The 13985-nt window shown below is 64.4% G+C and carries 12 protein-coding genes and 1 tRNA gene; 8 read left to right on the forward strand and 5 right to left on the reverse strand.

Features of this window, described 5'->3' with window-relative positions; genetic code table 11:
• Positions 1-67: 67 nt before the first annotated feature.
• Both J5M73_RS25305 and J5M73_RS25310 read right to left on the reverse strand, forming a co-directional pair.
• Positions 68-520 (reverse strand): hypothetical protein, encoded by a 453-nt coding sequence (locus tag J5M73_RS25305; protein WP_102863342.1) that lies wholly within the window; start codon positions 518-520, stop codon positions 68-70.
• Positions 521-610: 90 nt separating this feature from the next.
• The gene (locus J5M73_RS25310) at positions 611-1816 is read right to left on the reverse strand and encodes an MFS transporter (RefSeq protein ID WP_207816331.1); all 1206 of its coding nucleotides are present in this window, start codon (positions 1814-1816) and stop codon (positions 611-613) included.
• A 124-nt stretch (positions 1817-1940) separates the two neighbouring features.
• On the opposite strand from J5M73_RS25310, the gene J5M73_RS25315 reads away from it, so the two are divergent.
• On the forward strand, positions 1941-2849 hold the full coding sequence (locus J5M73_RS25315; protein WP_207165980.1) for a LysR family transcriptional regulator: 909 nt from the start codon (positions 1941-1943) through the stop codon (positions 2847-2849).
• A 13-nt stretch (positions 2850-2862) separates the two neighbouring features.
• On the opposite strand, the gene J5M73_RS25320 is transcribed toward J5M73_RS25315, so the two are convergent.
• Both J5M73_RS25320 and J5M73_RS25325 read right to left on the reverse strand, forming a co-directional pair.
• Positions 2863-2937: transfer RNA gene (locus J5M73_RS25320), tRNA-Gln, on the reverse strand.
• Between the two features lie 171 nt (positions 2938-3108).
• Positions 3109-3813 (reverse strand): hypothetical protein, encoded by a 705-nt coding sequence (locus J5M73_RS25325; protein ID WP_207816332.1) that lies wholly within the window; start codon positions 3811-3813, stop codon positions 3109-3111.
• Positions 3814-3990: 177 nt separating this feature from the next.
• Here J5M73_RS25325 and J5M73_RS25330 point away from each other — a divergent pair, with 177 nt between their 5' ends.
• The 6 genes from J5M73_RS25330 to J5M73_RS25355 all read left to right on the forward strand — a co-directional run bounded on the left by J5M73_RS25330 (position 3991) and on the right by J5M73_RS25355 (position 11939).
• Positions 3991-5586 (forward strand): FAD-binding oxidoreductase, encoded by a 1596-nt coding sequence (locus tag J5M73_RS25330; RefSeq protein ID WP_207816333.1) that lies wholly within the window; start codon positions 3991-3993, stop codon positions 5584-5586.
• A 4-nt stretch (positions 5587-5590) separates the two neighbouring features.
• Positions 5591-7186 (forward strand): glycerol-3-phosphate dehydrogenase/oxidase, encoded by a 1596-nt coding sequence (locus J5M73_RS25335; RefSeq protein ID WP_207816334.1) that lies wholly within the window; start codon positions 5591-5593, stop codon positions 7184-7186.
• A gap of 20 nt (positions 7187-7206) precedes the next feature.
• Positions 7207-8781: an FGGY-family carbohydrate kinase gene (locus tag J5M73_RS25340; RefSeq protein WP_207816335.1), complete on the forward strand. Its 1575-nt coding sequence runs from the start codon at positions 7207-7209 to the stop codon at positions 8779-8781.
• A gap of 128 nt (positions 8782-8909) precedes the next feature.
• Positions 8910-9413, forward strand: coding sequence for a hypothetical protein (locus J5M73_RS25345; protein ID WP_102863349.1), 504 nt, complete (start codon positions 8910-8912; stop codon positions 9411-9413).
• Positions 9410-9658, forward strand: coding sequence for a DUF4287 domain-containing protein (locus J5M73_RS25350; RefSeq protein ID WP_102863350.1), 249 nt, complete (start codon positions 9410-9412; stop codon positions 9656-9658). Before J5M73_RS25345 ends, J5M73_RS25350 begins: the two co-directional genes overlap by 4 nt.
• A 154-nt stretch (positions 9659-9812) precedes the next feature.
• Entirely contained in the window at positions 9813-11939 is a 2127-nt protein-coding gene (locus tag J5M73_RS25355; protein ID WP_207816336.1) for a TonB-dependent receptor, read from the forward strand.
• Between the two features lies 1 nt (position 11940).
• Here the strand turns inward: J5M73_RS25355 and J5M73_RS25360 are convergent, their stop codons facing one another.
• Positions 11941-12438 carry a hypothetical protein gene (locus J5M73_RS25360; RefSeq protein ID WP_102863352.1) on the reverse strand — a complete coding sequence of 166 codons (498 nt, stop codon included), beginning with the start codon at positions 12436-12438 and terminating at the stop codon, positions 11941-11943.
• A 218-nt stretch (positions 12439-12656) separates the two neighbouring features.
• Between J5M73_RS25360 and J5M73_RS25365 the strand changes: the two genes are divergently transcribed.
• Positions 12657-13970, forward strand: coding sequence for a PAS domain-containing methyl-accepting chemotaxis protein (locus J5M73_RS25365; RefSeq protein ID WP_060843739.1), 1314 nt, complete (start codon positions 12657-12659; stop codon positions 13968-13970).
• Positions 13971-13985 lie beyond the last annotated feature (15 nt).

Raw genomic sequence — 13985 nt, forward strand, 5'->3', positions numbered from 1 at the left:
GCCCAGGGGGCGTATGGCCCTGGGCAGCGACGGCCCCGCCGTGGCGGGGCCGTTTTGCAGCGGGTGGTCAAACCGTGGCGATCATGCACCCTATGGCGCCGGATTCCTGGTAGATGACCCGGGTGTTGTGGGCGTTGGCGAAGTCCCGCAAGCCACGTTTGGCAACGTCGCTGTACCCCAAGGCCACAGCCCAGCGTGCCGCGACGGGGCTGGTGTACTTGGTGAGTTTTTCGATGTCCTTCTGAGTTTCGGCCAGCAGCTTGTTGCCGGCGTTGGTGGCACTTTCCACCTTCAGCTCAATGGCGTAGTTCTCACCGTTTTGCTGGGCCAGCACGTCCAGGCGCAGGCCTGAATTCGGATTGGGATAGGGCACTTCGCGGGCGGCGGCCACATGGGCCGAACGCAGCAGCATCAGAAACTCCACTTGAAACCACACCTCCCAGGCGGCGCCGGTGCTGATGGCGGCTTCGATGCGGGCGTGGTCGCTGAGGATGAGTTGGCTGAGGTCGGTGTTTTTCATCGGGTATTCCTCTTTGTTGGGGGTGCAAAGAGGAACGTGCGGAAGGGGGCGGGTGTGAATCTGTTGGTTGTGCCAGCACAGGATCAAGCCTCAATCCGCTTCCCTGGCTACAGGCTGGCTCAGGTTGGCCGCGCCCAGGCAGTAGAACAGCCCCCCGGCGACAATGAACGCTCCCAGCATGTAGAAGATCCAGTGCGCCGGCTGGCTGGCCAGGACCATGCCGCAGAGTATCGGGCCCAGGGCGCCGCCGAGGCTGGAGAGGTTCTGGGCGCCGTAGTACAGGCCCCGCAACGCCTCAGGGGCGATCAGGTCGATGAACATGTACTCGGCGGGAAACACGATGATTTCCCCCAGGGTGAACACCACCATCGACAGCACCCACAGCGGCAGGCTGGTGGACAGGCCAAACCCGCTGATCCCCAGCAGGAACAGCCCCAGCCCGGTTGCCAGCCAGCGGTTCAGGTGGCGCGGGGAAATCCTGCGGCCAATGCTGTACTGCAAGGCAATCACCAGCAGGGCGTTGGTCGCCACCAGGGTGCTGATGATGCGGTAGGTGGCCTCCGGGGACGTGGTGACCACCAGGTACTGCGAGAGGTAGGCCGAGAACTGGCCAAAGACCACGGCGCTGAGCAGGCCGCCGAGGGTGAAGCACACCAGGCGGTAGTCCCGCAGCAGCTGTTTGCCCAGGGTCGGGAAGGAGAGTGGCGTGGATGTGGCGCCAGCGGCATCCAGCTGTCTCTCGCCCCAGAGGTGGTGGATGGCCAGGAACCCGGCGCCCAGGGCGGCGGATATCAGGAACGGCAGGCTGATACTCAGGTGCGCCAGCCCGGCGCCGAGAAACGGGCCCACGGCGTAGCCGATGTTGGTCAGGGTGTACTTGATCGAGAAGGCTTCGCTGCGTTGCTCCACCGGCAGGCGCTGGGCAAAGCCGGCCTTGATCGCGATGTCGATCACCGCGTAGGCCAGGTTGATCAGCACCAGGCACAGGTAGAACAGCCACAGCTGGCGGGCGGTGAAGGTGCCGACAAAACCTAGGGTGAACAGCGCGCAGCAGCCGAGGATCAGGCGGTGGCTGGGGGTCCTGTCCACCAGGAATCCGCCATACAGGCTCAGCAGCGAACCGAGGATCAGGCTGCTGCCGATCACCAGGCCGATGTCGCTGACCGGCAGGCCGAAAGCACTGTTCAGGTAGATCACCAGATAGGGCAGGGTGATGGCCCGGGCCAGGGTCAGCACCAGGGTGCCGGTGAGCAGCAGGTTGATCGCCTTTGGGTAGCCTTTCAGGGTGCGCAGCATCCGTGCCTCATCGTCTGTAGCAGGGTCTTGGGAGAATGCCAGCCAGCTTACTGGGGAATCTGATTCTGTTTTATGATGATTTTTACCCAATGAATGGAATCAAATTCATGAATGCGAGGCACCGATGTTTTCTTCCGAGCGCTTGAAGGGGATCGATGTATTTGTCTGCGTCGCCGACTGCGGCAGCTTCAAGGCCGCCGCCGAGCGCCTCAACCTCACCGCTTCCGCCGTCAGCAAGGCCATTGCCCGGCTGGAAGGGCGGTTGCAGGCACGGCTGTTCCAGCGCACCACTCGAAGCCTGGCGCTGACCGACGCGGGGATGGCTTTCTACCGCACCTGCAGCGGTGTGCTGGCCGATCTGGAAGAGGCCGAGCTGGCGCTGAACGCGGAACACACCGAGCTGCGCGGGCGGGTGCGCATCGATCTGCCCGGGACCTTTGGCCGCTCCCAGGTACTGGCTGCCGTGTTGCGGTTTGCCCGGGAACACCCCGGTTTGCAGCCGCACATCACCTTTTCCGATTCCGCCATCGACCCTCTCGAAGCCGGCGTGGACATTGCCGTGCGCCTCGGCGGTTCGGAGCTGTGGCCGGCGGCACTGGGGCATCGCTGCCTGGGCCGCGAGTGGCACCTGTTCTGCGCCTCCCCCGATTACTTGCGGCGCCATGGCACGCCGCTGACCGACCAGGACCTGGAACGGCACCAGTGCATTGCCTATGGCTGGGTGGACGGCCGGGTCAGCCCCTGGAACTTTGCGACCGGACGTCCGGGCGAGAGCGAGCGCCGGGTCATGTCCGCCAGTTGCGTGGTGGGGGATGGCGAGGGGCTGCTGATGACCGTGCTGGACGGTTACGGCATCGCGCAATTGCCTTCGTGGCTGGTCAAGCAGCAGCTGGCGCAGGGCACCCTGGTCGAAGTGCTGCCGCAGTGGGCCAGCGAAGGGCAGGCGATTCATCTGCTGTGGCTGAAAAGCCGGCAGGGGTTGCCCAAGGTCAGTGCATTGCTGGAGGTGCTGGAACGGAGTCTGGGTGGATGAACATGAAGAAAAATGGCAGGGGCGGCTGGATTCGAACCAACGCATGGCAGGATCAAAACCTGCTGCCTTACCGCTTGGCGACGCCCCTGTAGCTGTTGCGACGTTACTTGCTTTGACTGCCGGCCCGGGGAGGGCCGCTGCAAGAACGGGCGCAAATTTATCAACTTATAGACGGGCTGTGAAGCCCCCCAATGCAAAAAAATGAGTTTGAAAACAGCTGCTTAGTCTTTTTCTGAGCGCTTTTATCCGCCCTGGGGCTTCAGGGGGCCAGGTAGCCGGGCTGTGAATCCTTCAGGGGCCGGGCCATGTCCAGGGCGCGGCGGATGGCCCGCAACTCCGCGCCTTGCAGGAGGCGCCGGCCAAAATCATAGTCGTCGCCCCCCGGGCCCAGGTGCACCGAAAGCAGCCCGAACAGTTGTCCGCCCAGGTCCTCGATGAACATTTCCATATAGGTTTCGTCGCGGCGGTAGGCGCTCAGGTAGATCAGCCCCTGGATCTCGGCGCGACCACAGTTGTCGATGGCCTCCCAGGTCAGGCAACTGCCCTGTCCATTCTCGATCAGCGGCATGTGCCAGGCGTCCTGTGTCAGCGGCTGGGCGCGCAGGGCCGTCGGCAGTGGCTGGCAGGACAGGACCAGGAAGCGGTACCTCGGCCGGCCATGGTGGATGGCATTGCGTGGTGTCGGCGGCTCGGGCGCCGGGCCGGTGATCCGCACCCGCAGCAGCTGGCTCAGGGCAATTTCCGAAGGCTGCTCGTTCCAGCCATTGAGGTCGGCAACCGGCGGGCACCAGATCAGTTGCAGGGTGTCGCCGATCAGGATGCCGTCCCGGTGCTGGAAGAAGGCCGAGTGTTCCTCTCCCACCACGGGCAGCAAGTCGTGCAGTTGCAAGGTCGGCGCGCCGTAGTCGATGCCCAGGTCGGTGGACCAGAACAGCGGGGCGCAGGTTTTCAGGGGTGCCGGCATGGACGCGAGCCTGTGATGGGGAGGGTGAGGATTCTTCGGTAATTGGCGCCGGATGTCACCTGTGCCTGACTCAATCGGCTACATCCTCTGGCGCGATGCGACCGTGACAGCGTTCAGCCGCGCACTAGTATAGGGAGCCTGAAGCAAGACCTATAAGAACAGCACAAGGACACACGTATGCGACGCTGGAACGGCTGGGGGGATGTATCCACGGTGGTCGAATTGCCGGCCCAGGGCGCGGGATTTCTCGCCGAGCGCCTGGGCCCGGGGCGCCGCTTGCCGGAGGCGACTCTGGAACAGGCGCTGGCCAAGGTGCCGGCCTCACGCCTTGCTGCCCACCCGCTGTATTGCATCGATCCCCAGGAACGCCTGCTGCATGCCCGCGGCCAGAGCCTGCCGGACTGGCTGGCCCTGCGCGAGGGCGAGCTGGGGGTCTATCCGGATGCCGTGGCCTTTCCGGAAACCGCCGAGCAGATCCGCCAGTTGCTGGCCCTGGCCGAGGACCGCGACCTGTGCCTGATTCCCTACGGCGGCGGCACCTCGGTGGCCGGGCATATCAATCCGGGCTGGTCCGAGCGGCCGGTGCTGACGGTGTCCCTGGCGCGCATGAGCCGCCTGCTGGAGCTGGACGAAGACAGCCTGCTGGCCACTTTCGGCCCCGGTGCCAGTGGCCCGCAGGTGGAGAGCCAACTGCGCGCTCGCGGCTACACCCTGGGGCACTTCCCCCAGTCCTGGGAGCTGTCGACCCTGGGCGGCTGGGTGGCCAGCCGCTCCAGTGGCCAGCAGTCGCTGCGCTATGGGCGCATCGAGCAGCTGTTCGCCGGGGGGACCCTGGAGACCTTTGCCGGGCCGATGGCCATCGCCACCTTTCCGGCGTCTGCGGCCGGGCCGGATCTGCGGGAAGTGGTACTGGGCAGCGAAGGGCGCTTCGGGATCATTTCCGAGGTCAAGGTCAGGGTCAGCCGCTTGCCGGACGACGAGCGCTTCTACGGTGTGTTCCTGCCGGACTGGACCCGGGCGCTGCAAGCGGTGCGCGCCCTGGCTCAGGCCCGGGTGCCGCTGTCGATGCTGCGCCTGTCCAATGCCCTGGAGACCGAAACCCAATTGGCCCTGGCCGGCCATCCGACGCAGATCGCCTGGCTGGAAAAATACCTGTCCCTGCGCGGTGCGGGGCCGGGCAAGTGCCTGCTGACTTTCGGCGTGACCGGCAATCGCCAGCAGAACGCCTTGTCCCTGCGTCACGCCCGGCGCCAGCTCAAGGGGTTTGGCGGGGTCTTTACCGGGACGTTGCTGGGCAAGAAGTGGGCGCAGAACCGCTTTCGCTTTCCCTACCTGCGCGAAAGCCTGTGGAATGCCGGCTACCTGGTGGACACCCTGGAAACGGCCACCGACTGGAGCAACGTTGATCGCCTGCTGCAACGCATCGAGGGCAGCCTGCGTGATGGCCTGGCCGCCGAGGGCGAGCAGGTGCATGTGTTCACTCACCTGTCCCACGTCTATGGCGAAGGGTCGAGCATCTACACCACTTACGTATTCCGCCCCGACGCCCAGTACCCGGCGACCCTGGCGCGCTGGCAGGCCCTCAAGCACGCCGCCAGCCAGACCATCGTCAACCACCACGGCACCATCAGTCATCAGCACGGAGTGGGCAAGGACCATGCGCCGTACCTGCTGCGGGAGAAGGGCGCGTTGGCCGTCGACACCCTGCAGGCCTTGAGCCGCCACTTCGATCCCGCCGGGCGCCTCAACCCCGGCACCCTGCTGGAGCAGTAACGCCATGAGCCAGGACTGGAACGGCCAGTGGCGCCAACAGGCGCTGCCCGGGCTGGGGGCGCAACCCTGGGACCTGATCGTGATCGGCGGTGGCATCAGCGGCGCCGGCATCCTGCGGGAAGCGGCGCGGCGCGGCTGGCGTTGCCTGTTGCTGGAGCAGCGGGACTTTGCCTGGGGCACCTCCAGCCGTTCCTCGAAGATGGTCCATGGCGGCTTGCGCTACATCGCCAAGGGCCAGTGGCGCCTGACCCGGGACTCGGTACGCGAGCGCCAGCGCCTGCTGCAGGAAGCCCCCGGGCTGGTGGAACCCATGAGTTTCCTGATGCCCCATTACCGCGGCAGGTTCCCCGGGCCCAAGGTGTTCGGTGGCCTGTTGACCCTGTATGACGCCCTGGCCGGGCGCCGCAACCACTGCTTTCACGATGCCGCGCACCTGCGCTTCCTGGTTCCGGGGGTGAAGGAGCCGGGCCTGCTGGGGGGCACCTGTTTCCTGGATGCCCTGACCGACGATGCGCGCCTGGTGATGCGGGTGCTGGCCGAAGCCCGGGCCGATGGCGCCGTGGCCATCAATGGCCTGCGGGTGACCCGCCTGCTGCGGGAGAACGGGCGGGTGTGCGGGGTGGCGATCGAGGACAGTGAAACGGGCGCTGTGCACACCCTTGGCTGCGCGGCCCTGGCGGTGGCCACTGGAGCCTGGGCCGAGCGCCTGCGTCCGGCCCAGGCTCCGCGCCAGCTGCGCCCGTTGCGCGGCAGTCACTTGCTGCTGCCGGGTTGGCGCCTGCCGGTGGCCCAGGCCTTGAGCTTCATGCATGCCGAGGATCGGCGGCCGGTGTTCGTCTTCCCCTGGGAAGGCGCCACGGTGGTGGGCACTACCGATCTTGATCACCGCGACGATCTGGACCAGAGCGCCAGCATCAGTCAGGAAGAACTGCGCTATCTGCTGGCCGCCTGTGCCCAGCAGTTTCCCCTGGCTCAGGTAAGCGCCGCCGATGTGCTCTCGACCTGGGCCGGGGTGCGCCCGGTGGTGGCCGGCGCGGGGGGGGAGCAACAGGGCAAGCCGTCCAACGAAACCCGCGAGCATGTGCTGTGGCAGGAGCCGGGCTGCGTGACCCTGGCCGGCGGCAAGCTCACCACCTTCCGGCCCCAGGCCATCGAGGTGCTGCAAGCCTGTGGCGCCATGCTCGGGCGCAACGTGGAGGACGACGGCGAGCCGGTGTTCGCCCCCCAGGCGCCGGTGGACATTCCCGGGCTCAGCGCGGCTCAGTTGCGGCGCCTGGCCGGGCGCCACGGCCGCGACTTGCCCCGCGTAGCGCAACGGGTGGTCGAGCTGGGCGGCGATTGCGTCGGCGCCAGCGACACCCTGTGGGCCGAGCTGGCCTTTGCCGCCGAGGCGGAAATGGTCCTGCACCTGGACGACCTGCTGCTGCGCCGCACCCGCATCGGCCTGCTGCTGGCCGAGGGCGCCGCCCAGTACCTGCCGGCCATCCGCCGCCTGTGCCAGCCCCGCCTGGGCTGGGACGATGCGCGCTGGCTGGCCGAAGAACAGCGCTACCGCGACCTGTGGCAGCGCCATCACAGCCTGCCCCCCGTCACCGATTGAGCCCCAACCAAGAGAGCCCCATGGACACGCACAACAACAATAAGCAGGACTACCTGCTGGCGATCGACAACGGCACCCAAAGCGTGCGCGCGCTGCTGTTCGACCTGTCGGGCAACCTGCTGGGCAAGGGCAAGGTGGAGCTGGAGGCCTATTTTTCAAGCCAGCCCGGCTGGGCCGAACAGCACCCGGACTATTACTGGGCCAAGCTCGGCGAAGCCTGCCAATTGCTCTGGCAGCAGACCGGCATCGACCGCTCGCAGATCCGCGGCGTGTCCCTGACCACCCAGCGCGGCACCCTGATCAATGTCGACGCCCAGGGCAAGGCCCTGCGTCCGGCCATTCTCTGGCTCGACCAGCGCCAGGCCGAGGTCGAGGGTCGGATCAAGGGGCCTTGGGGCTGGCTGTTCAAACTGATCGGCGCCGAGGCCACGGTGGACTATTTTCGGGCCCAGGCCGAAGCCAACTGGGTGGCCCAGCAGCAACCCGAGGTGTGGGCAGCCACTGACAAGTTCCTGCTGCTCTCGGGCTTTCTCACCCATCGCCTGACCGGCAACTTCGTCGACTCCGTTGGCTGTTGCGTGGCGTACCTGCCGTTCGACTACAAGCGCCTGCGCTGGGCCGCCCCCAGCGACTGGAAATGGCAGGCCCTGGCGGTGCGTCAGGAGCAGTTGCCGACCCTGCTCAAACCCGGCGAAACCCTGGGCCGGATCAGCGCCGAAGCCAGTCGCCACACCGGTATTCCCGAGGGCTTGGCGCTGATTGCCGCCGGTGCCGACAAGGCTTGCGAAGTCCTGGGCTCGGGCGTCCAGGATTCCACCACGGCCTGCCTGTCCTACGGCACCACGGCGACCATCACCACCACCCGTTCCCGCTATCTGGAAGTGGTGCCGCTGATTCCGCCGTACCCGGCGGCGGTGCCGAACCACTACAACTGCGAGGTGATGATTTTCCGCGGTTACTGGATGGTCAGCTGGTTCAAGCAACAGTTCGGCCTGCGGGAAGTGCAGCAGGCAGCCGAGCAGGGGCTGGAGGCGGAACAGCTGTTTGATGCCCTGGTCCAGGCGGTGCCGCCCGGGTCCATGGGGCTGACCCTGCAACCCTACTGGTCGCCGGGCATCCGCGAGCCGGGCATGGAAGCCAAGGGCGCGATGATCGGCTTTGGCGACGTGCACACCCGGGCCCATATCTACCGGGCGATCCTCGAAGGTTTGGCCTATGCCCTGCGCCAGGGCATGGAACGCATGGAGAAACGCTCCAAGCTGAAGATCACGCGCCTGCGGGTGGCCGGCGGTGGCTCCCAGAGCGATGCGGCGATGCAACTGACGGCGGATATCTTCGGCCTGCCGGTAGAGCGCCCCCACGTCTATGAGGCCTCGGGGCTGGGGGCGGTGATCGCCTGTGCGGTGGGCCTGGGCCTGTACCCGGATTTTCCCACGGCCATCAGCGCCATGACCCGGGTCGGCGCGGTGTTCGAGCCACAGCCGCAAGCGCAGCAGATGTATCAGCGGCTGTACAGCGAGGTCTACCTGCGCATGTACCGCCAGCTCAAGCCGCTGTACCAGAGCATCCGCGAGATCACCGGGTATCCGGCCTGAGGACACGGCAGGCGCAGGTCGCCGGGGCAAGGATTCCCTGGCGAAAAAAAAGGTCCTGCCGGGCAAGGCTCATCTATCGTCATCAAGGTAGACGGATCTCTCCGAAAACCTGAACCGACGAGCTGAACATGAACCGCCAGGAAGCACTGAACATCCTATGGAAGCGACTGTTCATCATCTTTGTGCTGCTGTTGGCGGCGTCCCTGGGAGCGGTCGCCCTGGCCGACGGCTACACCATCCCCTCGGTGGTGTTCATCGTCGGCAATATTGGTGGTTATGTGGGGTTTCACCGGCAACTGTCACACCTTTGCGAGGAGGAGATCATCAGCCTGTGCAGTTCCTGGTTCAATGTGCTGCTGCCGTCGTTCATTGGCGGCATCCTGGCGGGCCTGCTGTACATCCTGTTCATCTCCGGCGTGGTGCAAGGGGAACTGTTTCCCGAGATCGTCAGGGACAAGAGTTGCAACTACCCCGAGAACAGCTTCTATGTGATTTTCTGCCAGCACGCTGACGGCTACGCCGCCTACGGCAAGTTGCTGTTCTGGTCCTTCGTTGCCGGTTTCAACCAGAACTACGTGGTCGATCTGATCGAAAACATCAAGGGCAGTAAAAAAGCACAGGGTGAAGCATGAGCAAAGACGGTAAGACCCAAGACAACAAGAGCCAAGCCAGCCAGGTCAAAGGCCCGGCGTCGTACTTTCCTTCCATTGAAAAAAACTACGGTCAGCCCATCAGCCACTGGCTGGAGCTTCTTGGCGCCCTCAGCGGCAAGAAGCACATGGAACTGGTGGCCTGGCTCAAGTCCGAACACGGCATGGGGCATGGTCATGCCAATGCCTTGGTGGCGCACTTTCTGGCGGGGGCCAAGACCCCTTAGCGCTGCGTGCTGGACGCTGTGGCTTCGCCAGTGAAGGCGTGACTGCCGACATCCGCTTTCCTGGCGAAAAAAAGCCCAATTCCCCTGTGTTCTCTTGGTTCTTTCCTGCGTCGCAACTTGCATTGCCCCCTTTCTGCCTGTCGGAGTTTTCTCGATGTCTTCGCCAAAATCCTTGCCCACGGCCCTGTTGGGCCTGGCCCTTGCCTGCCCGGCAATCGCCGAGACCCGGAGCGTGGAGCTGGCCCCGGCGCAGGTCCTGGGGCAGGAGCAGGGCGCTGAGGGACAGCAGGTGGCAGAGGCCGAGGCGGGGCTGGCCCAGGTGCCGGGCGCCAGCAATGTGGTGGACATGCGCCGGCCGCTGCAGGGGCGGGTGGCCAGCAACCAGGATGTGCTGGCCTATCAGCCCGGGGTCTATGCCCAGTCCGCCGGGAACGAAGGGGTGAAGATCTCGATCCGTGGTTCGGGCATCAACCGCGCGCCGGGGGCCCATGCCTCGGGGCTGTACACCATGCTCGACGGCTTGCCCCTGACCGGTCCCGGCGGCACCCCTTATGAATTGCTCGAGCCCCTGTGGGTCGATCACGTAGAGGTGCTGCGCGGCGCCAATGGTTTCGACCGTGGCGCCCTGGCCCTGGGGGGCGCCATCGACTACATCAGCCACACCGGCTACGACGCACCGCTGTTGCAGGTGCGCTACGCCACTGGCAGCCACGGTTATCAGCAGCGTCAGCTCAGCTCCGGGCAAGTGCTGGGGAATTTCGACTACTACGTGTCGCTGACCGACGCCAACGCCGACGGTTACCAGGACCACACCCGCAGCCAGAGCAAGGGGCTGATTGGCAACTTCGGCTACCGCTTCAACCCGAACCTGGAGACGCGTTTCTACCTGCGCTACCGCGAGACCGACAACGATCTGGCCGGGCGGGTCAGCAAAGGTTCCATCGAGCACGACCCACGGGCGGCCAACCCGGCCTATGTCAACCGCGACGACCGGCGCAAGCAGCCGGGCAGTACCTTTGTCGGCAACAAGACCACCTATTACATCGACGACGATTCGAGCATCCAGACCGGTCTGGTCTACCACGATTACCCCATGGACCTGCGCGAAGGTCCCAACCGCCTGAAGGTGGCCTACAGCGACGTCAGCGGCACCTTCGACTACAAGCGCCGCGACACTCTCTGGGGCCGGGAAAGCCGCAGCACCCTGGGCCTGCGGGTCACCCAGCACCTGCCCAATGATGGCGCCAGCGAATTCGTGCGGATTCCCACAGGCAACACCGCCAGCTATGCGCCAGGCACGCGAATCCGCAACTTCACTTACCAGGGCTCGGATACGGTCCTGCACGTTGGCAATGACCTGGAAGTTGCCGATGACCTGTGGCTGACCACGGGCCTGGCGGCCATCTACACCCGGCGTGAAAGTGCGGTGACCTACCCCGAGGGCGGCGGCAAGACCAGCCTCGGCGATTGGGACTACGCGCCGCGCCTGGGCCTGCGCTACCAGCTGACACCGAATGTGCAGCTGTTTGGCAATCTCAGCCGCTCGGTGGAAGCACCGCACCCTTGGTCGTTGATCTACAGCTCGAACCTGCGCTTCCCGGCTGGCAGCGGCGTCGCCACGGGCGCCCAGCGCGATCCGATCAAGCTGCGCAACCAGACCGCCACCACCCTGGAGCTGGGCGGCCGCGGCGATAGCAGCCTGGGCGAGTGGAGCCTGGCCTGGTACTACGCCCAGGTGCGCCACGAACTGCTCTCGGTATGGCCGGACGCCAACGCCACCATGCCCTACGAGCTCAACGCCAGCCCCACGGTGCACCAAGGCGTGGAGGCCAGCCTGCAGAGTGAGCTGTGGTCGCAGCCAGGCGTCGGCCGCCTGAGCCTGCGCCAGGCCTACACCTTCAGCGACTTCCACTATCGCGATGACGCGCGTTTTGGCGACAACCGCCTACCGGGCCTGCCGATGCACTATTACCAGGGCGAGTTGCGCTACGACTGGCCCCTGGGTTTCTTCGCCGCCGTCAACACCCAACTGGTGTCCAAGGTAGCGGTGGATTACGCCAACAGTTACTACGCCGACCCTTACGCGCTGTTCGGCGCCACCCTGGGCTACAACGCACCAAAGAACGACTGGCAGACCTGGGTCGATGTGCGCAACCTGACCGACAAGCGCTACGCCGCCACCGTTACTCCGGGCTACGACGACAAGGGGCTGGACGCGGCGCGCTCGACCCCGGGAGAAGGCTTGGGGGTGTACCTGGGTGTGTCCTGGAGCTTGCGCTGACTCAGTTCCGAAAATACAGCTCGTCCAGCTGCCGCCGGCGGATCACCAGGTACTCCTCCCAGACCTTGGGAAAGTCCTCGTCCCGGGTGAAGGGAAATGTCAGGTAGACGGTGCGACCGATGACACTGATGTACTCCCGCACTCGCTTGTACGCCGGTTGCTCCAGCAGCGAGATGTATTCGTCATAGGCGTAGTGGTAGTGGGAAATGGTCACCCGGTGGGGCGCGATCATGCAGCGGGAGAAGTCGATCACCCAGCCGTGACTCATGCCGTTGCCCAGGTACCCGTAGACCCCGTCCTCGGACAGGCTGATGAAGTTCCGTGCCTGCTCGCCATCCTCATCGTTGACCAGCACGATCTGGGTTTCGAAATAGCGGATGGCCTGTTGCTCGGGGCCGCGCAGGTGCAGGTTCCAGCTGATGGCGCCCATGCGGAATTCACCTTGTTCGGCAAATTCGGCAATCCAGCCGTTGGCGAGGGTAATGCGGTGTGTGGTCATGGTGAGTGGTCCGGCTCGGGCGGTGCATGGGGGAAGGGCGCTAGTGGCGTGGCGCGGGGATTGTAACCACCCGGCTGGGTGCATGGCTTTATATCAGGGGAGAAAATGGAGCGCTGCAAACAATGCTTCTATAGTGTTTTTGCAGCACAAAAAAAGCTGAAAACAAACCCCCAACGGTTGCCGATAGCAAAGAGTCTCTCCTTTAGCAGGATGCGCCCATGTTCAATACTCGTTTGAAAATGCAGTTGCAGTCCCTTCAGTCGGAGCTTTCAGTGGCTCGACAGTTGCTCAAGGGGATTGAGACTTGCCTTGTGCGTGCGGTCCTTGACGCCAACTACAACGTTATAGATGCCAATGAAGGCTTTCTGAACATGTTGGGGTGTGGCGCCAACCAAGTACTGAACAAACCGATCGACAATTTCATTCCGCAGTATGTACGGCAGATGGATTGCTATCGTCGTTTGCTCGACAGCGTGAACAACCACGACGCGGTTATCGATACTTACCGTTTTCAGCGTCCCGATGGTGGACTGTCGTGGTTTCGTGGCCTCTGGCAGCCGATTGTCAATCAACAGGGGCAATTGGAAAGTATTCATGCCTTTGGTTCGAACATCACCGAGACCGTTGACACTTCGGCGGAGAATTCGGCGTTCATTCAAGCGCTGCTGCGCTCCACTGCGGTGATCGAGTTCGATCTTCAAGGCCATATCCTGCAAGCAAACGAGCAGTTTCTGCGCTCAATGGGCTATGAACTTGGGCAAATCAAAGGCAAGCACCACAGCATGTTCTGTGACCCAGCCGATGCCGCGTCCAGTCATTACAAGGAGTTCTGGGCGACCCTCAATCGCGGTGAATTCGTGGCTGACCGTTTCAAGCGCGTCGATGCCCATGGTCGAGTCGTTTGGCTGGAAGCGACCTACAACCCGGTGCACAACGCACAGGGCGTCCTTTACAAGGTGGTCAAGTTCGCTACGGTCATTACCGAGCAAGTGGCTCGCGAGCAGCAGGTGAACGAGGCGGCGACCATCGCGTTCGAGATCTCCCAACAAACCGACATCAGCGCCCGCCGAGGTGCCGACGTGGTGCAGAACACCGTGCAAACGATGCGCATGATCTCGGATGAAATGCAGGCGGCATCCGCCGGGATTGAAGCGTTGGGCAAGCAATCACTGCTGATCAGCTCGATTGTCCAGACCATTGGCGGCATCGCCCAACAGACCAACTTGCTCGCGCTCAACGCCGCAATCGAGGCGGCGCGGGCCGGTGAGCAGGGCCGGGGGTTTGCCGTGGTCGCCGATGAAGTGAGGCAGTTGGCGGGGCGCACCAGTGCCGCTACCGAAGAAATCGTCAGCGTTGTACAGCAGAACCAGAGTCTGGCGGATGCAGCCGTAAGCGGCATGGCCAACAGTCGCGGGCAGGCTGAAGAAGGCCTGGCACTTGCCAACGAGGCCGGCTCGGTGATTCTCGAAATCCAGGAGGGCGCGCGCCAGGTTGTGGGGGCCGTGGGGCGTTTCGCCAATCAGTTGAAATAGCCTGCGCAACATACC

Source organism: Pseudomonas sp. 50_B (assembly GCF_017491625.1).
GTDB classification, from domain to species: domain Bacteria; phylum Pseudomonadota; class Gammaproteobacteria; order Pseudomonadales; family Pseudomonadaceae; genus Aquipseudomonas; species Aquipseudomonas danubii.

What these genes read in the sequence shown, in the direction of transcription:
- J5M73_RS25305 (WP_102863342.1), bottom strand. Translation starts at nt 520, where the DNA reads ATGAAAAACACCGACCTCAGCCAACTCATCCTCAGCGACCACGCCCGC.
- J5M73_RS25340 (WP_207816335.1), top strand. Translation starts at nt 7,207, where the DNA reads ATGGACACGCACAACAACAATAAGCAGGACTACCTGCTGGCGATCGAC.
- J5M73_RS25365 (WP_060843739.1), top strand. Translation starts at nt 12,657, where the DNA reads ATGTTCAATACTCGTTTGAAAATGCAGTTGCAGTCCCTTCAGTCGGAG.
- J5M73_RS25350 (WP_102863350.1), top strand. Translation starts at nt 9,410, where the DNA reads ATGAGCAAAGACGGTAAGACCCAAGACAACAAGAGCCAAGCCAGCCAG.
- J5M73_RS25330 (WP_207816333.1), top strand. Translation starts at nt 3,991, where the DNA reads ATGCGACGCTGGAACGGCTGGGGGGATGTATCCACGGTGGTCGAATTG.
- J5M73_RS25315 (WP_207165980.1), top strand. Translation starts at nt 1,941, where the DNA reads ATGTTTTCTTCCGAGCGCTTGAAGGGGATCGATGTATTTGTCTGCGTC.
- J5M73_RS25355 (WP_207816336.1), top strand. Translation starts at nt 9,813, where the DNA reads ATGTCTTCGCCAAAATCCTTGCCCACGGCCCTGTTGGGCCTGGCCCTT.
- J5M73_RS25310 (WP_207816331.1), bottom strand. Translation starts at nt 1,816, where the DNA reads ATGCTGCGCACCCTGAAAGGCTACCCAAAGGCGATCAACCTGCTGCTC.
- J5M73_RS25360 (WP_102863352.1), bottom strand. Translation starts at nt 12,438, where the DNA reads ATGACCACACACCGCATTACCCTCGCCAACGGCTGGATTGCCGAATTT.
- J5M73_RS25325 (WP_207816332.1), bottom strand. Translation starts at nt 3,813, where the DNA reads ATGCCGGCACCCCTGAAAACCTGCGCCCCGCTGTTCTGGTCCACCGAC.
- J5M73_RS25345 (WP_102863349.1), top strand. Translation starts at nt 8,910, where the DNA reads ATGAACCGCCAGGAAGCACTGAACATCCTATGGAAGCGACTGTTCATC.
- J5M73_RS25335 (WP_207816334.1), top strand. Translation starts at nt 5,591, where the DNA reads ATGAGCCAGGACTGGAACGGCCAGTGGCGCCAACAGGCGCTGCCCGGG.